This is a genomic window from Streptomyces sp. NPDC007971, from assembly GCF_042958635.1.
In the GTDB taxonomy this organism is placed as follows: domain Bacteria; phylum Actinomycetota; class Actinomycetes; order Streptomycetales; family Streptomycetaceae; genus Streptomyces.
Genome location: NZ_JBIBJK010000011.1, coordinates 20002 through 38315 on the forward strand (window position 1 = coordinate 20002; position 18314 = coordinate 38315).

The 18314-nt window shown below is 72.7% G+C and carries 20 protein-coding genes and 1 tRNA gene; 6 read left to right on the top strand and 15 right to left on the bottom strand.

Annotated features, from left to right (window positions below):
* Positions 1 to 203: 203 nt before the first annotated feature.
* The 10 genes from ACFZCP_RS23425 to ACFZCP_RS23470 form a co-directional block, all read right to left on the bottom strand.
* Entirely contained in the window at positions 204 to 1310 is a 1107-nt protein-coding gene (locus ACFZCP_RS23425; protein ID WP_391429613.1) for a zinc-binding dehydrogenase, read from the bottom strand.
* Positions 1307 to 2119 (bottom strand): phytanoyl-CoA dioxygenase family protein, encoded by an 813-nt coding sequence (locus ACFZCP_RS23430; RefSeq protein ID WP_391429615.1) that lies wholly within the window; start codon positions 2117 to 2119, stop codon positions 1307 to 1309. The genes ACFZCP_RS23425 and ACFZCP_RS23430 overlap by 4 nt, the downstream gene beginning before the upstream one ends.
* Positions 2120 to 2254: 135 nt before the next feature.
* Positions 2255 to 2989: an SDR family oxidoreductase gene (locus ACFZCP_RS23435; protein WP_391429617.1), complete on the bottom strand. Its 735-nt coding sequence runs from the start codon at positions 2987 to 2989 to the stop codon at positions 2255 to 2257.
* Between the two features lie 31 nt (positions 2990 to 3020).
* Positions 3021 to 3437, bottom strand: a complete 417-nt coding sequence (gene panD / locus ACFZCP_RS23440) for an aspartate 1-decarboxylase (protein ID WP_391429620.1) — start codon at positions 3435 to 3437, stop codon at positions 3021 to 3023.
* 124 nt (positions 3438 to 3561) lie between these two features.
* A complete protein-coding gene (locus tag ACFZCP_RS23445) occupies positions 3562 to 4080 on the bottom strand; it encodes a flavin reductase (protein WP_391429622.1) in 519 nt (172 codons plus the stop codon).
* Positions 4074 to 5264, bottom strand: coding sequence for an acyl-CoA dehydrogenase family protein (locus ACFZCP_RS23450; protein WP_362688757.1), 1191 nt, complete (start codon positions 5262 to 5264; stop codon positions 4074 to 4076). The genes ACFZCP_RS23445 and ACFZCP_RS23450 overlap by 7 nt, the downstream gene beginning before the upstream one ends.
* Positions 5265 to 5308: 44 nt before the next feature.
* Positions 5309 to 6469: an acyl-CoA dehydrogenase family protein gene (locus ACFZCP_RS23455; protein ID WP_391429625.1), complete on the bottom strand. Its 1161-nt coding sequence runs from the start codon at positions 6467 to 6469 to the stop codon at positions 5309 to 5311.
* On the bottom strand, positions 6466 to 6729 hold the full coding sequence (locus tag ACFZCP_RS23460; RefSeq protein WP_362688751.1) for an acyl carrier protein: 264 nt from the start codon (positions 6727 to 6729) through the stop codon (positions 6466 to 6468). Before ACFZCP_RS23460 ends, ACFZCP_RS23455 begins: the two co-directional genes overlap by 4 nt.
* A complete protein-coding gene (locus ACFZCP_RS23465; protein WP_391429627.1) occupies positions 6726 to 8339 on the bottom strand; it encodes an amino acid adenylation domain-containing protein in 1614 nt (537 codons plus the stop codon). Before ACFZCP_RS23465 ends, ACFZCP_RS23460 begins: the two co-directional genes overlap by 4 nt.
* Positions 8336 to 9127 carry an alpha/beta fold hydrolase gene (locus ACFZCP_RS23470; protein ID WP_391429629.1) on the bottom strand — a complete coding sequence of 264 codons (792 nt, stop codon included), beginning with the start codon at positions 9125 to 9127 and terminating at the stop codon, positions 8336 to 8338. Before ACFZCP_RS23470 ends, ACFZCP_RS23465 begins: the two co-directional genes overlap by 4 nt.
* 572 nt (positions 9128 to 9699) lie before the next feature.
* Here ACFZCP_RS23470 and ACFZCP_RS23475 point away from each other — a divergent pair.
* A complete protein-coding gene (locus ACFZCP_RS23475; protein ID WP_391429631.1) occupies positions 9700 to 10554 on the top strand; it encodes a LysR family transcriptional regulator in 855 nt (284 codons plus the stop codon).
* Positions 10555 to 10709: 155 nt separating this feature from the next.
* On the opposite strand, the gene ACFZCP_RS23480 is transcribed toward ACFZCP_RS23475, so the two are convergent.
* Positions 10710 to 10782, bottom strand: a tRNA-Ala gene (locus ACFZCP_RS23480).
* A gap of 183 nt (positions 10783 to 10965) precedes the next feature.
* On the opposite strand from ACFZCP_RS23480, the gene ACFZCP_RS23485 reads away from it, so the two are divergent.
* The gene (locus tag ACFZCP_RS23485; protein ID WP_391429633.1) at positions 10966 to 11514 is read left to right on the top strand and encodes a helix-turn-helix domain-containing protein; all 549 of its coding nucleotides are present in this window, start codon (positions 10966 to 10968) and stop codon (positions 11512 to 11514) included.
* A gap of 141 nt (positions 11515 to 11655) precedes the next feature.
* Entirely contained in the window at positions 11656 to 13248 is a 1593-nt protein-coding gene (locus tag ACFZCP_RS23490) for a protein kinase (protein WP_391429635.1), read from the top strand.
* Here ACFZCP_RS23490 and ACFZCP_RS23495 read toward each other — a convergent pair.
* A complete protein-coding gene (locus tag ACFZCP_RS23495) occupies positions 13212 to 14495 on the bottom strand; it encodes a hypothetical protein (protein WP_391429637.1) in 1284 nt (427 codons plus the stop codon). The genes ACFZCP_RS23490 and ACFZCP_RS23495 overlap by 37 nt on opposite strands.
* Positions 14496 to 14857: 362 nt before the next feature.
* The gene (locus ACFZCP_RS23500; protein ID WP_003999697.1) at positions 14858 to 14986 is read right to left on the bottom strand and encodes a DLW-39 family protein; all 129 of its coding nucleotides are present in this window, start codon (positions 14984 to 14986) and stop codon (positions 14858 to 14860) included.
* 348 nt (positions 14987 to 15334) lie between these two features.
* Here ACFZCP_RS23500 and ACFZCP_RS23505 point away from each other — a divergent pair, with 348 nt between their 5' ends.
* Positions 15335 to 15670 (top strand): DUF6344 domain-containing protein, encoded by a 336-nt coding sequence (locus tag ACFZCP_RS23505; RefSeq protein ID WP_362688730.1) that lies wholly within the window; start codon positions 15335 to 15337, stop codon positions 15668 to 15670.
* A 298-nt stretch (positions 15671 to 15968) separates the two neighbouring features.
* On the top strand, positions 15969 to 16595 hold the full coding sequence (locus ACFZCP_RS23510; protein WP_391430064.1) for a UTRA domain-containing protein: 627 nt from the start codon (positions 15969 to 15971) through the stop codon (positions 16593 to 16595).
* 35 nt (positions 16596 to 16630) lie between these two features.
* On the opposite strand, the gene ACFZCP_RS23515 is transcribed toward ACFZCP_RS23510, so the two are convergent.
* Both ACFZCP_RS23515 and ACFZCP_RS23520 read right to left on the bottom strand, forming a co-directional pair.
* Positions 16631 to 16873, bottom strand: a complete 243-nt coding sequence (locus ACFZCP_RS23515) for a ferredoxin (RefSeq protein WP_391429639.1) — start codon at positions 16871 to 16873, stop codon at positions 16631 to 16633.
* A gap of 254 nt (positions 16874 to 17127) precedes the next feature.
* Positions 17128 to 17592: a hypothetical protein gene (locus ACFZCP_RS23520; protein WP_391429641.1), complete on the bottom strand. Its 465-nt coding sequence runs from the start codon at positions 17590 to 17592 to the stop codon at positions 17128 to 17130.
* 148 nt (positions 17593 to 17740) lie between these two features.
* On the opposite strand from ACFZCP_RS23520, the gene ACFZCP_RS23525 reads away from it, so the two are divergent.
* Complete coding sequence (locus tag ACFZCP_RS23525; RefSeq protein ID WP_391429643.1) at positions 17741 to 18280, top strand: hypothetical protein; 540 nt, start codon at positions 17741 to 17743, stop codon at positions 18278 to 18280.
* Positions 18281 to 18314 lie beyond the last annotated feature (34 nt).

Consider the following 18314-nt stretch of genomic DNA (forward strand, 5'->3'; position numbering starts at 1 on the left):
GACGGGCGAGCGGGCGACCGCGACGGCGACGGCAGCGGCAGCGGCGACGGCCCGACCGCGCCGTGAGGCTGCTGTCGGGCCGTCGCCGTCATCTTCGCTTTCGCCCTCGCCCTCGCCCTCGCCCTCGCCTTCACCTCGCCTTCGCCGTCACCGGCGCACCGCAGGGGTGGTGTGTCAGGAGGTGAGCGTCGGGAAAGGGGGTGTCAGGACGTGAGCACCGCCTTCATCACCGACCCGTCGGCCACCGCGGTGAGCGCGTCTGCGTGCTGGTCCAGAGGGAAGGGCGTCACCAGGGCGGCCAGGTCGAACCGGCCGGTGAGGGCCGGCAGCAGGCGGACGTACTCGACGAGGTGGGCACCGGTGAAGGCCCAGGAGCCGACGACGTCGAGCTGCCGGTGGACGATCTGGTGCGGGTTGATCAGGGTGTCCCCGGCGTCCGTGTACTGGCCGATGATCAGGTAGCTGCCGCCCCGGCGGGCCAGGGTGAGGCCCTGTCCGACGGCGGCCGGCACTCCGGCGCACTCGATCACCAGGTCGGCGCCGTCCCCTCCGGTGGCGGCCCGTACCTCGCGCAGGACCTCCGCGGGGTCGGCGGCGTCGGCGATGTTCAGGTGGACGTCACCGATGCCGGCCGCGGCGGCCCGCTCCAGTCGCCCGGCCGGGCCGCCGACGACGACGACCTTGGCGGCACCGGCCAGCTGCGCGAACGCGGCTGCCGCCAGACCGACCGGGCCGCTGCCCTGCACGACGACGGTCTCGCCCAACCGCACCGGCCGCCTCTCGTAGAGCGCGTGTGCCACGGTGGGCCCGGCGCAGGCCAGGGACATGGCGGCGAGCGGGTCGGTGCCGTCGGGAACCTTGATCACGGTGGTGCCGGGTTGCAGCACGATGTGGTCGGCCCAGGCTCCGGAGAGTTCCGGGCCGTCGGCGAGGGCGCGGTTGACGCCGTAGGTGCGGCGCCGCTCGCACAGGGTCGGTTCGCGGTGCAGCCGGCAGGGCGGGCAGACGCCGCAGGCGATGGAGGAGGCCCACATCACCGTGTCGCCGACCGCGAGCGGCGTCCCGGCGGCGTCCTGGTGGGTCCCGGCGCCCAGCTCTTCTATGACGCCGAGCCCTTCGTGGCCGAGGACGAGCGGGACGGGGATGTCCAGGTGGCCCTGCTGCAGATGCAGGTCCGTGCCGCAGACGCCGCCGTATCCGCAGGCGACGACCATGCCTTCGTCGGGGGCCGCGGGCAGCGGGAACTCCCGCAGTCGCAGTGGCTCGGCGAACTCCTCCAGGACGACGGCGCGTCCGGTGCGCTGTGTCATGCCGTCACCGTGCTCAGGGTCTGGGAGAAGGGGGCGGCCAGTGGGCGCAGCGGCTCGGTGTCGCGGCACACCACGTAGTCCGGGCGGGGTTCGCCCGTGGGCCGCGGCAGGTTGGCGGTGTCGTTGTAGGTGGCGATCAGCAGCCGGCGGGGGAACGGCGACATGTTGGGGGACGAGCCGTGCACGATCTCCGGGGAGAACAGCACGACGGAGCCGGCGGGGCCCTTGGGGCTGGTCATACCGTGCCGGTCGACGTGTTCGGCGAGCTGCTGCGGCGACAGCGAGATGTCGTCGGGGTCGAGGTGCTGCTCGGACCTGGCGGCGGCCGAGCGGCCCTCGTGGACGAGTCCGCCCCGGTGCGAGCCCGGCAGGAAGATGACCGGGCCGTTGAACTCGGTGACGTCGTCGAGGAAGACGCCGATGTTGATCTGGCGCGGAGCGGGCAGGTTGTCGGCGAGCCGCCAGGCGAGGTAGTCCTGGTGCCAGGCCCACTTGTCGCCGCCGAAGGCCGGCTTGGCGTTGATCTTGAACTGGTAGACGTAGACGTCCTCGGTGAGCAGCTGCTGGACAGGCTCCAGGATGCGCGGGTCACGGATCAGGCCGGCGAACTCGGACTGGCGCTGGTGCGAGGCGTAGACCGCCCGTACCTCCGTACCGCCGTCCTCGGTCACCACCTGCGGGCCGGGTACCTTCCCGTCGCGCTCGAAGGCGGCGCGGAGACTCTCCACCTCCTGCGGGTCGAGGAGGGATTCGAGCATGAGGAACCCCTGCTGGTGGTACTGGTCGGCCTGTTGCTGGGTCAGTCGCATGCGCTTCTTCTCCTGAGAGGTGAGGGAATCCGTCGGGGCGGACCGGCGGCCGTGAGCGCACCGGCGGGCGTGCACGGACCGGTGGGCGTGCACGGACCGGTGGGCGTGCACGGACCGGTGGCGATGTGGGGGGGGTCACCCCATGAAGTGGCCGCCGTCGACGATGAGTTGTTGGCCCGTGACGTAGCCGCTGCGCGCGGTCACCAGGAATTCGAGGGCATCGGCCATGTCCTCGGCCGTGCCGAGCCGGCGGCCGGGGATGGCGTCCAGGACGGCGGCCAGCCGCTCGGGGTCATCGAGGCGGTAGCGCTCGGTGACCTCTTCGGTGTCGGTGAATCCGGGCAGCAGGGCGTTCACCCTGATGTGCGGGGCGAGTTCGAGGGCCAGGCACTTGGTGAGCTGGAGCAGGCCCGCCTTGCTCGCGCAGTAGTTGGCGCCGTCTGCACGGGGCCGGATCGCCGTGGTGGAGGCGACGTTGACGATGCTGCCGCCGCCCGCCTGCGCCATCGCGGGCGCCAGGGCCCGGGTGAGGTGGAAGGGACCGGAGAGGTTGGTGGCCAGCACCGTGTCCCAGTCCTCGGCGGTCATCGACAGGAACGGCCGGTCGCGGTTCACACCGGCGTTGTTGACCAGCACGGACGGTGCGCCGTACGTGCCGGTGATCGTGTCGCCGACCGCCCGTATCTCCTCGGGCCGGGCGAGGTCGCAGCGCAGCGTCTCGATCCGGCCGTCGCCGGCCTTCGCGGTCTCCTGTGCGGCGAGGTCGTCACTGCGGTAGAGGGCGATCACCCGGTGGCCGAGGGCGGCGAGCCTGAGGCTCAGTGCCCGTCCGATGCCGCGGGTGCCGCCGCTGACCACGGAGATCGTCATGGCATCTCCCTGAGACGGCGTGTTCGGGCGCTCAGCCGGCGACGAGGTCGCCGCGTTCGAGGCCCGAGCCCTCGGGGGCCTCGGCCGGGTCGCCGCCCAGGCCCGAGACGGCATTGTGCTCGTCGACGAAGACGACGTGGGGGACGAAGGAGGCGGCCTCGGTGTCCGTCATGGAGGCGTAGGCGATGAGGATGACGAGGTCGCCGGGGCTGATGAGGCGGGCCGCGGCGCCGTTGATGCCGATGACGCCGGAACCGGCCGGGCCCTCGATGACGTAGGTGGACAGCCGGGCGCCGTTGTCGATGTCGACGATGTCGACCTTCTCGCCCGCCATCAGGTCGGCGGCCTTCATGAGGTCGGAGTCGACGGTCACCGAGCCGACGTAGTGCAGCTCGGCCTGGGTGACGGTGGCGCGGTGGATCTTCGACTTCATCAGGGTGCGGTACATGCGGATTCCTCACGTGTGGTGGGGCGTGTGGTGGTGGGGCGTGTGGTGGTGGGGTGCGGCCGCGGGTGGGACCGGCCGGAGGCACGTGGCCGCGGGTGGGGCCGGCCGGTGGGGCGCGGCCCGGTCAGGCCGGCCAGGTGGCGTAGCGGCGCATGCCGTACAGCAGCGGCGGCTCTTCGCCGGCCGGGGCGTGGGTCTGGGTGTGCAGCACCTCGCCGATCACGATGGTGTGGTCGGCGGCCGGGACGAGCCGGGTGACCCGGCACTCGGCGGTGGCGTGCGCGTCCTGTATCAGGGCCGGTAGGCCGGTGGTGGGCGCGGGCTGCCAGGGGACGGTGCGAAACCGTTCGGCGGCCGGCCCGGCGAACGCCTCGGCGGCACGCCGCCCGGCGCTGTGCAGGAGGTTGACGGTGAAGGCGCCACGAGCGGCGAGGACCGGGAGGGTGCTCCCGTTGTTGCCCGCGCAGACCAGCAGCTGCGGCGGGTCGAGGGAGAGCGAGCACAGGGCGGTGCAGGTGAAACCGTACGGCGTGCCCTGCGCGTCGGCGGTGGCGATGACGGCGACGCCGCTGGGGTGGGAGCCCATCAGGGCCCGGAAGGCGTCGCGGGTCACCGCGCGTTCGTCCTGGAGGGGGGTCACCATGCGAACGCCCGGGCGTCGTAGAGGTTGACGCCGACCGCGGCCTTGCCCAGGTATTCCAGGCACTCCTGCGGCTTGGCGGGCATCACATGGGCGAACTGGACCTCGCGGATCAGCCGCTCCAGCGGGTGGCTGCGGCTGACGGCGGCCGAGCCGCACAGCCTCAGCGCGTCCTGGGCGAGCTGGGGGCCGACCTCGCCGACGACGTACTTGGCGGCGTGCACCATGGCGTTGGCCTCCAGGCTGCCGCGTTCGGCGGTGACGAGGTCACCGGCCTCGTGCACCAGGGCGCGGGCGGCCCGCAGCCGGGCGGACATCCGGCCCAGCTCCTGCTGCACGACGGGCGAGTCGGCGCGGGCGGGAGAGGCGGTGACATGGTCGACGGTGTGCCGGAAGAGGGCCTCGGCGATGCCGAGGTAGGCGCCGGTGTAGCCGGCGACCATCCAGTGCGGTTCGCGCACGACCTTGAACAGGGACATGCCCTCGACGCCGAGGTAGAGCCGGGAGCGGGGCACCCGGACCTCGTCCAGCGTCATCGGGGCGGTGCTGGTGCCGTACATCGCCGACATGTGCTGCACGGTGCCGAAGCTCACGCCGGGGTCGTCGGCGGCGACGACGAAGTGCGAGGCCTCGCCGGTGTCCTCGGCGCCGCCCTCGGCACAGGCCGCGACGACGTAGTAGTCGGCGGCGCCGGCCAGCGACACGAAGGACTTCTGGCCGCTCAGGAGGTAGTGCGTGCCGTCGTCGGAGAGCCGGTAACGGGTCTGCATCCCGCGGAGTTTGGCGCCGCGGCCCGCCTCGGAGGTGGCGGAGGCGAACAGCTTGCGCCCGTTCACGACCTCGTCCAGCATCCAGGCGCGGAACGTCTCGGCGGCCGGGGGCAGCCGGGTGCCGGCGGCATCGGCGAGCGCGCCGATGACGACGTGGTGCATGTTGAAGCCGAGGGCGGCGGCGCCGTTGTGCGCGCCGAGTTCGGCGAGCACCCGCCAGTAGTCGCCGAAGCCCAGGCCTGCGCCGCCTGCTTCCCGGGGGACGAGCAGGGCGAGCAGACCGGACTCGCGCAGGATGCGGTAGGTCTCGTGGCCGTTGTCGCGTCCGGCGTCGGTGCCGGCGGCGAGCGGGGCGAGCCGGTCGCCCGTCTCCGCGGCGAGTTTGAGGAGGTCGTCGAGTGGGGTCGGCAGCGTCATCGAAGTCCTTGGAGTCGGTGGGCGGCCGGTCGGGTCTCGACCGGTCAGTTCTCGACGGGCAGGCCGAGTTGCCGTGCGACACCCACGCGCAGCAGGTCGTTCGGACCGGCGTAGGTGAGGGCCGCCATGGGGCCGGCCAGGTCGGCGGCGAGTTCGGAGGCGGGGAGGAAGGCGCGGACGCCGGACAGCGCGGTGGCGTGCTCGGTCATCCGTACGTAGTCCTCGGAGACGGAGATCTTGGTGAGGGCCGCCTCGGTGGCCAGCTGCCGGGCGGGCGTACCGGTGTCGAGCCGGGCGGCCATCGCGTAGAGCTGGACGCGGGAGCGGTGCAGCGCCAGGGCCATGTCGCTGACCCGGGCCGCGACCTGGTGACTCGCTCCCATACGGCGGCCGAAGTGGTCGCGGTCCGCGGCCCAGTCGACGGTGCGGGCCAGGATGCGCTGCATCGGGCCGAGGGCGTAGCCGAGGATGACGGAGCGTTCCCAGGCGGTGGTGGAGGCCATCACTGCCAGTCCGGAGCCCTCCTCGCCGAGCAGTGCGCTCCCCGGCAGCCGGGCGCCCTCGAAGAGGAGCTCCCCCATCGGCACGGTGGGCAGCGCGGTCTTGGTGAAGGTCTCGCCGCGGCGGATCCCCGGCAGGTCGAGCGGGAAGAGGAACGCGGACAGCGCGAACGGCGAGCGTCCCTCGGCGGTACGGGCGAAGACGATCGCCCGGTCGGCCACGGGGGCGGCGGTGATGAACGTCTTGGCGCCGTCGAGCACGAAGCCGTCTCCGTCGCGCCGGGCGCGGGTCCGCATGGAGAACGGGTCGCTGCCGCCGCCGCGTTCGGTCAGCGCGTGGCACAGCAGCACCCGGCCCTGCTGGACGTCGGCGACCGCGCGCCAGGCGTCGGCGCCGAGGGCGTCCCGGAGCGGGAACTGCATCCCGAAGATCTGCGAGGCCAGCGCGTAGCACAGCCCCGGGTCGGCGCCGGCCAGACCGATGCCCTCGATCATGGCGAGCGAGCGGGTGACCGGGCCGGGTGCCGTGGCGTCCGGCGGGGCGAGCCGGAGCACACCGAGGTCGGCCATGGCCTGCCACTGGGCGGTGAAGTCCTTCTCGGCGATCCGCTCGGCCACCGGTGCGGCGAGGTCACGGTAGGTGTCGACGAGCTGTTCGGTCTCCGGTGCGCCGGTGCGCAGCGCCGCGGTGGCCGCCGGACTCATGCGCGGACCTCGCCGGAGAGGTTCTCGATGGCGTCCCAAAGGGCCCTGGGGCTGCGGAAGTTGGCGGCGACGATCTCGGTGTCGGGCAGGGTGATGCCGGCTTCCTTGTGGAGCGCCGCGACGATCTCCATGATCGCCAGCGAGTCGAGGAGGCCCATCTCCAGCAGCGGGGTGTCGGCGTCGAGGGAGCCGGCGTCCTCGCCGCGTCCCCAGGTGATGCGGCTGCCGATGAGGGTGCAGAGTTCTTCGACGCTGTTCATACGGTGATCTCCTTCAGGAGTGCGGGGCCGGAGGTGCGGTCGTCGGTATCGCCTGGAAGGGCAGGGCCGGCGGTGTGCTCGTCGCTGTCGCGCAGGGCACGGCGGTCGACCTTCCCGCTGGTGGTCGTGGGCAGGGCGGTGAGCGGAACCACCCGGTCGGGGAGCATCCGTTTGGGCAGCACGTCGCGCAGAGCGGCCAGGACCTCCCGCTCGTCGGCGTCGGTCTGTGCGTAGGCCCAGATCTGGCCCAGGTACGGGCCGTCCTTGGCGACGACCGCGGCGGTGGCCACCTGCGGCAGCTCCAGGACGGCGTTCTCCACGTCCATCAGGTCGATGCGGTGGCCCCGCCGCTTGACCTGGTTGTCGCGCCGGCCACGCAGGAAGACGCGGCCGTCGGACGTGATCCGGCCGAGGTCGCCGCTGGCGTAGGCGCGGCGGGCCACGCCGTCGCGGCAGGTGACGGTGACGGTGGGGTCGTCGAGTGCGCCGCCGCGCAGATAGCCCTGGAAGACGACGGGTCCGGCGATGTGGATCTCGCCTTCGCCGTCGGTGTGCCGGCCGTCCCCGTCGAGCACGTCGATGTGGACGCCGCCGATACCGCGGCCGATGGGCAGCTCCTGGTCGGCCGTCCAGTCGGCCGGAACCCGGTAGTAGGTGCAGGCGTTCGTCTCGGTGGGCCCGTACAGGTTGTAGAAGGGCACCCCTTCCAGCAGCCGCAGGTACCGTTCCAGCAGGTCGGGGGCGAACGCCTCGCCGCCGAAGGCCGCGAGGCGCAGGGCGGGCGGCGGGGCGTCGGCGATGCCGCCCTGCTGGAGCATGGTGTGGTAGAGGGACGGCACGGCCATGAAGGCGGTGATGCGCTGCTCGGTCAGCCATCCGACGACATCGCGCGGGAAGGTCCGCAGCACGTCCGGCATCAGGACCGTGCAGGCTCCTGCTGCGGCGGCGCTGAACAGGTCGAAGGTGGTCAGGTCGAAGGTGAGGGCGGCCTGTGAGCCGATCCGGTCCTCGGGGGTGAGGCCGAACTCGCCGGCGGCCCACAGCGCGTAGTGCATGACGTTCTCGTGCGAGAGCAGAACGCCCTTGGGCCAGCCGGTGCTGCCGGAGGTGAAGAGGATGTAGCCGCCGGAGTCGGTGGGCGCGGGCAGCGGCGCGGGCCGCTCCTCGGGGGCGAGGATCCGCACGCAGTGCAGGCCGTGCTCCAGGGGGCCCTCGTCGGCCGGCGCACCATCGCGGGCTCGGGTGGCGGCGCGGTGGGCCCCGGCCAGGGCTCGGTCGCAGGTCAGCAGCAGGGACAGCCCTGCGTTGCGGATCATGCGGGCAGTACGTTCGGGCGGGTCGGCCACGTCGAGAGGCGCGGTCACCGCGCCGGCCCGCAGCGCCGCGTACAGGGCGATGACGGTGGCCGGGTTCTTGGGGGCGTAGACGCCGACCCGGTCGCCCGGTGCGACGCCGGTGGCGGTCAGCCGGTCCGCCAGCGCATCGACGGCGCGGTCGAGCTGGGCGTACGTCCAGCTCTCGCCGGCCCCCTCCAGGGCGGTGCGGTCGGGGTGTGCCTGCGCGGAGCGGGCCAGCAGGGCGTCGAGGCGTACGGGGGCCTGCGCGGTCATCGGGCGGCCTCCGCGGACCGAACGTGCCCGGCGTGCCCGGCATGCTCGGCGAGGAAGTCGCGGACGGTGTCGGTGACCAGGTCCGGGCGGACCAGATGGGGGTAGTGGTCGCACCCCTCGGGGACCAGGCGCCGGAAGGGGCCCTCGACCGCGCGCTCGACGGCGTCGACCTGGGCCAGGGAGCCGTACTCGTCCGCGTCCCCCTGGATCATCAGCACGGGCGCGACGACGTCGAGGTCGTTCTCGATGGACCAGGTGCGGAAGCCGGACGAGAGCCAGACCCCGCTCCAGCGGTCGAAGACCCCCCGGGGGTCGTCGTGCACCATGGCCATCTTCCGTGCGAGCGGGCCCGCGTCGTAGGAGGCGCGGGCGTTCTCGATGCCGATGCGGTTCTCGTCCTCGAAGTACATGTGCGGGCCCATCCCGACGACCGCTTCGACGGGGTGCACCGAGGCGTACAGCAGGGCGATGGAGGCGCCGTCGCTGTGGCCGACCAGGACGGGGCGGTGCAGGCCCAGCGCATCCAGCAGTTCGGGCAGCACGTCCTGGGCGTGTTCATGCATGTAGCGCGGGGTACGGGGCAGCGGGTCGGGACCGCTGCCGCCGTGGCCGTGGCGTGAGTAGACCAGCGCGCGGCGCCCGGTGGCGGCGGCCAGACGGGCGGGAAAGCGCCCCCAGGCCGCGAGGCAGCCGAGTCCGCCGTGCAGGAAGACCAGGGGTGCCAGGTCCGGGTCTCCGTCGATGACGACATGTTCAAGGGGACCGTTGCTCGTATTGATTACAGGCACAGCAAAAATCCTTCTCAGTGATCTACGGCAGCAGGACGGGAATTTCCGGAAAGCCCGACCAGAATCACCCCGCGACGGCCTGTCGCGGCGCGGGACAGAGTTGATGGACAGGCCGGAAAGTCGTCGGCGAAAGTAGTTGAGGGGATAACTTTCGAGAGGATGGCGGCCGTCGACATGAAATCGACACAAAGCCAGCACATCGCATTACATCGAATCACCCGTGCCATACCCCGCACCACCAAAGGGCAGCGCGGTCGGCAACCGGTCTACGAAGGGTCCGCAGAGGCCACGACGAAAGCAGATTCGGGAACGGGCACCTTTCTGGCAGCCCGACCGGCCACGGGTCCCTTGACCTTCCCTTTGGCCGATTCTTGCGCTCTGCCGATTGACGGCGCGCACCAACGCTCCAGCGCTTCCTGCATGTTACCCCCGTAACAATGACTGCACACCGGCGGCGTCGGCTATCGGCCCATGCTTCCCGGGCACTCCGTCCGCTCGGCTACACCCAGAACACTAGACACTGGGCAGGGGGTGGAGAAATTACTTTACTGCACCACCTATACACTCGACGAATGAACATCGACCTGCGTCACCTGCGTTGCTTTCTGGCGGTAGCCGAGGAAGGAGGCTTCACGGCCGCCGGCCGCCGCCTGCATCTCACCCAGCCGACCCTGACCCGCAACATCAGGACTCTTGAGGACTCCCTGGGCGTGAGGCTTTTCGAACGCAGCACCCGCAGAACGGAGCTGACCGACAAAGGAAAGACCCTGCAGGAGGCCGTCGCCCCGCTGATACGCCAGCTCGACTCGACGCTGGTGGATTTACAGAAAGGGGAGAAACTGCGCATCGGGTTCAGCTGGGGACTGCCCGAGGGACTGTCGCGGCTGGCCGCCCGGTTCGGCGAGGAGACCGGAGTCGGAGTCGAGTTCATCCGCTGTGACACCCCCCAGGCCGGACTCGACACGGGCGAAGCGCATCTGGCCCTGCTGCGCAGCGCGCCCCTGCCGAAGGGACTGCGCGGCGTCCTCCTCTACGAGGAGCCCCGTATCGCGGCGGTCCCCGCGAGCTGGCGCCTCGCCGAGCGCACCGAACTCGACTGGGCGGAACTCTCCGAACTGCCGCTGATCGTCAACACCGTCAGCGGCACCACGTTCCCCGACATGTGGCCCGCCGGCAGCCGGCCAGTGGTCGGCGCCGAGTGCCGCAACTTCGACGAATGGCTGGAACAGGTGGCCGTCGGCCTCGGTGTGGGCACTGCACCGGTCTCCGCCGCCCGCCGCTACACGCACCCCGGCGTCCACCTCGTCCCGCTGACCGGCGCACCCACCGTGCGTGCCTACCTCGCCCACCCCTCGCACGGTGCCCACCCCCAGGCCGCGCGCTTCGCCGACCAGGCCTGGCGAGCGGTCGACGAACCACTGGTGTAGGAGGCACCGGCCGGGCAGGGCGCTGCCCCAAAGCCCTGCGGACACGGGCCTGCACGGACGTCCGCCGGCACCGCCGTGTGTTCCCGCCAGCACGGGAAACCGGAAGAAAAAGACCCCTCCAACTGCGTTTCCGCAGGTCAGAGGGGTCTTCGGTGTGGAGCCTAGGGGAGTCGAACCCCTGACATCCGCCATGCAAAGACGGCGCTCTACCAACTGAGCTAAGGCCCCGGAAGGGAAGCCACGGCCGAAGGTACCGCGTACCCCGGCGCGTGCCGCAGACCAGACTACCGGGTCACCCCCCGTATCCCGCAAAAAGATTGGGGGTCCCCGCAGATGACCACTCTCCGTAAGATGCTCGACATGGTTCGCTACAGCGAACCGCGGTTTTAGGGGAAGCGATGGGGAGACGCAATGGACGCCGCACAGCAGGAAGCCACCGCGAGAGCGCGAGAGCTGCAGCGCAACTGGTACGGGGAGCCGCTGGGGGCGCTCTTCCGTAAGCTCATCGACGATCTCGGGCTCAACCAGGCCCGTCTCGCGGCGGTCCTGGGCCTGTCGGCTCCGATGCTGTCGCAGCTGATGAGCGGCCAGCGCGCCAAGATCGGCAATCCTGCCGTCGTCCAGCGGGTGCAGCTGCTGCAGGAGCTGGCGGCGCAGGTCGCGGACGGCAGCGTCAGCGCGGCCGAGGCCACCGACCGCATGGACGAGATCAAGAAGTCGCAGGGGGGATCCGTGCTCAACAACACCACGCACACGACGAGCAGTTCGGGGGCGCCGACGGTCAAGCGCGTGGTGCGCGAGATCCAGTCGCTGCTGCGTTCGGTGGCTGCCGCGGGCGACATCATCGACGCCGCCGACTCCCTCGCCCCGAGCCACCCGGAGCTGGCAGAGTTCCTCCGGGTCTACGGTGCCGGCCGCACCTCCGACGCGGTCGCGCACTACCAGTCCCACCAGAACTGACCCGAGGGCCCGGCTCCGCGGAGGGGGTCCGCGGGGCCGGGTCCAGGGGTCAGCCGTCCGGGGCACGGGGGAGGGGTCGTATCTCTCGTCCCGGGGGGAAGAGGGGGAACGAGGGGCTAGGGGGAGGAGCGGCGGACTGTCATGGGTGAGGTCTTCGCCGGCCGGTACGAGCTGGCCGACCCGATCGGGCGTGGCGGCGCGGGTGCCGTGTGGCGCGCCTGGGACCACCGCAGGCGGCGCTATGTGGCCGCGAAGGTGCTCCAGCAGCGCGACGCGCACTCGCTGTTGCGCTTCGTGCGGGAACAGGCTCTGCGCATCGACCATCCCCATGTCCTGGCCCCGGCCAGCTGGGCCGCCGACGACGACAAGGTCCTGTTCACCATGGACCTGGTCGGGGGCGGCTCGCTGGTCCATCTCGTCGGCGACTACGGCCCGCTGCCGCCGGCGTACGTGTGCACCCTGCTCGACCAGCTCCTGTCGGGTCTGGCCGCGGTCCACGCGGAAGGCGTCGTGCACCGCGACGTCAAGCCCGCCAACGTGCTGCTCGAAGCCACCGGCACGGGCCGGCCGCGGCTCAGGCTGTCCGATTTCGGCATCGCCATGCGGTTCGGCGAGCCCCGCCTGACGGAGACCAACCTCGTGGTGGGCACGCCCGGCTATCTGGCGCCCGAGCAGCTGCTGGGGTCCGAACCGGACTTCCCCGCCGACCTGTTCGCCGTGGGCCTGGTCGCCCTGTATCTGCTGGAGGGCGCCAAGCCCGACGCCAAGTCACTCGTCCAGTACTTCCTGGAGCACGGGACTCCCGGGCCGCCCAAGGGCGTTCCCGAACCGCTGTGGCAGGTGGTCGCCACCCTGCTCCAGCCCGATCCGGCGGCCCGCTTCCGCACGGCCACGGGAGCGCGCAAGGCACTCGCCTCGGCCACGGAGCTCCTGCCGGAGCCCGGCCCCGACGACGAGCTGATCGAGATCTTCGACCAACTCGGGCCGCTGCCGCCCGGGTTCGCTCCCGACGGCCCGCTCAAGCCCGCCTCCGGCGTACGGGAGGGACGGCCCGCCACGGGCAGACACGGCACCGGCACCGAGGCCGGCGACGACGCCTACGCCGACGCCAACAGCACGGGGAGCACGGCGGGCCGCTCCTCCGCCGCCGACCCCGTCGATCCACGCCTGGGCGGGGACGGGGCGCAGCACTTCGCACAGCCCTCCATGTCGGACACCGGAAGCTTCCACCTGCCGCCTCCGCAGCCGACCCCCAGCCCCCAGCCGCACGCCCCCCGGCACCCGCACGAGGAGAGCCGGCAGGCACAGCACGGCGCCCGGCCGGGCCGGTACGCCGCGGAGCAGCCGCCCACTCCCGCCACCGCCGCTTCCGCCCGTTCCCCGCACGCCCCCACGCCCACGCCCCCGCCCGCGCAGTCCTCCCCCGAGCCGTACGCCGCCCGGCACCCCGCCCCCGCTGCCCCGCCGCCGACGGCGCAGCCGCGCGGTGACGCGTCCACCGCCGTGTACACCGCCCGGGACGTGCAGGTCCCCGCTCCGGCGCGGCACTCTTCGGCGCGGCAGCCTTCGGCGCGGCACCCTTCGGCGCGGCACCGCGAGCCGGGCCCCGCGCACGGCCGCAGGGCCCGGCGCGGGGGCCGCCGCCCCGGCCCTCCGGCGAAGGCCGCGATCCCGATCCTGCTTCTGGCGCTGGTCTGCTACGCCGTGGGCTTCTGGGCGCTGGCCCGCGTCTGAGCCCGCCGGGCCACCAGCGTCCACCCGCCCAGCACGAGCAGCAGTGCGGTCCCGCCGCCGATCCCCCCGACCGCCAGGGCCTTCATCGCGGTGCCGCCGCCCCCGGTGCTCCCGGTGACCGCCGCCTCCCGGTCCTCGTCCGTGACCGTGAAGACGCCGCCCGGCACGGGCCGTCCGGCGTACGAGGGCCCGCCGTGCGCCCGCCCGTCGACGCGCACCCGCAGCGTCACCGTGAACGGCCCGGTCCCGAACGTCCGGGCCAGCTGCTCGCTGAGGTGCACGACCAGGTAGTAGTCGCCGGCGAAGCGCACCGCACTCTGCGCGCTGAGCACGGTGTACCGGTTGGTGTACTCCACGGGCGGCAGCGGGCCCAGGGCCGCGGGTTTCCCGGTGCCGGTGTAGCCGAGGGACGCGTCGTCGACGAGTCCCCGGACGGGGTTGTACAGCGACAGGTTCAGGGCGCCGCCGACATATCCCCGGCCCTGGGCGGAAGGGCCGAGTTCGGCGACGGCGTCCAGCCGGCGGCCCCAGTCGACCGGCACCTTGTAGAAGAGGGTCTGGCCGGGGGTCATGCCGGTCCGCCACACGCCCTGGCCGAGCGGGCGGGCCAGGGCGAAGCCGGCGCCGCCCGACCGACGGCGGGCCGTCCCGGGAAGGGGCTCGGGGGAGGCGGAGTCCCAGGTCCCGGGCGCGCTGGTGGTGCCGGCCCGGGCCAGGCGCGGTTCCGTGACGGGCGCGATCTCCAGGTCCCAGCCCTGCGCCGAGCCAGAGCCCGCAGCACCGGAGCCCGCCGCGGCCCCGGTTTCCACGCGCTCCACCAGGACGTAGTACGTCCCGGCCTCCTGGCACTGCGTCCCGCCGGGCTCGCGCCGCCCCAGGGCCGTGACGGGGCGGGGGCTCAGTCCGGCGCCGAAGCGTGCGGAGGCGTAGGAGCAGGCGCTGCCGTGCGCGTCCCGGACCGAGACACGGATGCCGTCGGTGGCCGTGACCGTGGTGTGGGCCGGGGGTACGGCGGTGACGGGGACGTACGCCGTGGCCGTGGCGGGGAGGTCGAGGCGGTAGTAGAGCCTGCCGTTCCTCGGGAGGGAGCTCCGGTAGGTCCGGCCGGGCTCCAGCCGTGCGGCGTCGGACATGCTGCCCGTACCCGAGACCGCGAGGGCGCCGGGGGCGAACGCGTAGGTCCCGTCCTGGACACCGGCCGCCGTCCCGCCCGGCAGGGCGGCCACGGCGCAGAGCACGGCGGTCACGACCGCGGCCCGGGTTGCGGGACCCGTCGGCCGGCGAACCCGCCACCACCACACCGTCCGCCCCCGCCCGCGCACGCGCCACTCCCTGTCGCTGCGCCCCCGCACGTGCCACCCCCTGTCGCTGCGCTGCCGACCGTGGCCCATCCTGCCCCGCGCGGCCCTGTGCCATCCGTGGAATCCGTACGGCCGTCCGAAACGCCCGTCCCGCCCGTCCCCGTGCCCGGGTCACGGCCCCGTGCGCGTACACCACCCCCCGGGAGCCGGCAACACGGGGCGCCGGTGCCCGGCGAGTGCGCCGTCCGGGCAACACAAAACCCCGACCGCAAGGGCGGTCGGGGTCTGATCAGATTCTGGATCGGTACTCACGAACCCGTGGGCACGGAGTCAGTCGCCTCCGTCCACAGGTCCTGCTCGGCGCGATCCGCCTGGATCTGGCGGTACACGAGGAGCCCGCCGATGGCGGCCAGTGCGACCAGGAGCAGCTTCTTCACCGCGCGACCTCGTCTTTCTTTGACGTAGGGGACCTCTGGCGCCCGACTATACACACCGACCGATATCGATCGGTGACCTGCTTCGGGCCCCAACTCCGGCCTCCGGCAGCGCATTAGGCGAGGTCGGAGCCGTTGCGATCGGAGGGTGATCACACCCCCACGGACCGTGACTTTGCTCCCTCTTCGCTCGTCCTCACCTTGCTTTGCGGGTTTTCCGACCTTCTTGCACCCATCCGAGTGGTGTTGATCTGAACATCGACGCGCCACGAGCGTTGGTCCACCACTTCGCAGCCCCCTTACACATCATGAACAAAGTACGCAAATCGCCCAACCTGAAAGTGAGGGGCCATGACCCAGAACAAGGTCATGAAGCTGTGGACCACCATCGTCACCGCCTTCCTCGCGCTGTTCACGGCGCTCGGCCTCGTCACCGCGACCGACGCGGCGGCCACCACCCGGCCCGAGACCCCGAGCACCCCCACCGCACAGCGCACGGCCCCGACGATCCCGGTGACGAACCACTGGGCCTGGTCCCATGCCAGGGCCCTCCTGCCCCCCACGATGAAACAGCGGATCCGGGCCGAGGCCCACGGAAAGTCCCCCAGCTGCCGGCGCAGCAGCCTCAACCGGACGGAATCCGAGACGGAAGCCGAGGACCAGTCCACCGCCCCTCTCGACTGCTGAGCACGACGGCAGCACGCAGGACCGCGGACGTTTCGACTTCACGGCGACTTGCGTACGCAGCACAGTCGACACGGAAGACCCCCGGCCGGGTTGGGCCGGGGGTCTCGCGCTTTTCGGGGGGACGCACGGGACGCCCGTCCCGACCCGCCGGGTCCGCACGCCGCTCCCGTCCGGCCCGCCAGGCCCTGACGGGACGCTTTCGTCCCGCTCGCCGGGTCCGCACGGGACGCTCCCGTCCGACTCGCCGGGTCCGCGCGGCGGGCCGTAGCCTGGACGGGTGCCCAAGCCCTACGACGAGATGGCGGACGACGGGCAGCGCGGGCGCGGCTCGTTCGTACGACGTCCTCGCACCCGGGTGGTGCGCGACAGCCGGCGACACCAGTGGGAGAAGGACCGGGCCCTCAGGTCCTTCGGCACCCGGGCCGGGACCGGCGCCACGGAGCACGACACCGGCCTGGACCCGGGCGACCTCGTCTTCTTCGCGCACTACCGCACGGTCGAGGCACCCGGCGAGCTGGCCGGGGTGTTCGGCGTACCGGTGGGCACGGCGCTCCTGGAACGCACCTACCGGACGCGGTACTCGGCGGAGACGGCCCCCTTCAGCCTCGCGACCTCGTATCTCCTGCACGCCGTGGCCGCGGCCAACCCCGATCTCCTGGACGAGTCCAAGGAGCCCTGGCCCGGCGGCACACCCCACCAGCTCTCCACCGTGGGCATCGAGATCGACCGCGTGGAGGAACGGTTCACCGCGCGGGAGCCGACCCCGCAGGAGGCGCGGGAGCTGGGGCTGCCGGCCGGGGCGGCGGTGATCCTGCTCCGCAAGACGTCGTACGACACCGGCGGCCGGGTCGTGGACGTCTCCGACGTCGTACTGCCCGGCGACCGCACGGAGTTGTTCTTCACGACATGCCTGGAACGGTGGTGAATGCCGCCGTGGGCCCCGTCACGCCGGGCGGTGTCTCATTCGCTCACGACGATGGCCTGTGAGGGGCACCTCTCGGCCGCTTCCCGCACCGCTTCGCACACCTGTGGATCGTCGTCCCACACCTGTGGATCGCCTTCCCGCACCTGTGGATCGTCCGCGGCCCGCGTCCGGCCGGGCCGGACGACCCCGTATCCGTCCTCGAACGCGAACACGGACGGCGCCCGGTGCGCGCACTCGGCGGAGCCGTAGCACGCGCTGCGGTCGACGGACACCTTCATACGCCCTCCAGTCGTAGGCGACTTCCAGGACGTGCCTGCCCGGCGGACCGCGCACCGAACCGGGACGCGCCGTCAACGGCCCGTCAGCGGTACCTGTCCGGTCGTGGGCGGTCGTGGGCGGTCGGTGGTGGGCCGCGAGCGGTCCGACGACGAGCGCGGCGCCCCGCCGCAGACGTCACCGGCCGCCGGGCTGCCCGCGTCGGCGTCACCGACGGCGAAGGCACCCGCCTTCGGCCTCACCGGCGGCCGCCGCCTCAGCCCCCGGCGGACGAGAGCCAGTGGGCGACGCGGCGGACGGTGGGTTCGTCGAGCCGTTCGACGAGGGTGCGCACCGCGTCCTCGTCCTCGGCGGCGAGGTCGTACAGACCCGCCTTGCTCAGGCCCGCCATGAGTGCCTGGTGCCGGCGGTCCGACCTGCGTTCCGCGAGCCTGGCCGGCTCCTCGGGGCACTCGGGGGACGGCTGCGCGGCAGGGGCGGCCGCCTTGCCCGCCGGGGCGTCGAACCGCTGCCAGGTACCGTCCTGCGGGCCCCACACAGCGACCGTCACCTCGTCGCCGCGCGCCCGCACCGTCTGGGCCATGTCTCCCACGGCGTACATGACCGGAGCCCGGTCGGGGGACTCCGCGCCCACGTGCCAGGAGGCCTGCGCCGGCCGGTAGAACATCGCGACCCAGCGCGGCGCACCGGACGGTTGCGGGCATTCGGGACGATTCACCATGGCACTCACCCCTTCGGGAACGGCCGGGGAGGCGACCATATCTGACGGACCGTCAGCTTTCCAGACGGCCGGTGCCCCTGGCCTCTTCACGGCCGGCGTGGCACCCTGCCCGCGCCCGGCCCCGGACACCCTCACAGGGAGACCGAAGATGAGCGGACTGGAAGAGGCAGTGACAGCGACCTCGGCACCGGCACCGGATCCGGCGGCTCTGCGCAGGACCCACGCCGACCGTGCGCGCAGCGCGTACGAGCGCGCCGCCGCCACCTGCCGGCATGCCGGAGTCGGCGAGGACGACGCCCAGCTCGTGCCGACGAGCCCCGTCGGCCGGGCCGCGGGTGCGCTGCGCCTGTCGGCCGGGGCCGTCGCCGCGCTGGCCGCCGGTGCCCCCGATCCGGCGGCCGACGCGCGCTGCGCCCGCAACGCCGCCGCCGCGGCCGCCCTGGCCGCCCAGGTGGCCGCGGCACGGGACAGCGGGACCGGGCCAGGCGCCACGGCCGGCGTCGATTCCTCCGCCCCGGCATCGGCCCTACGTGCCGCTCTGGCCGCGTCCCGGGCCGCAGCGGCCGCCGCGGGCGGCACGGCACCGGGCAGGGACGCTTCGCTGAACGCCGCCGCCGACGAGGCCGAGCGGCATGCCGCGGCGGCGGCACGCGCGGCGGGGTGGATCTCCCGGGCACCCGGGGCGTAGGTTCACCGGCCCGTCCGGCACCGGTCCCTCCCCA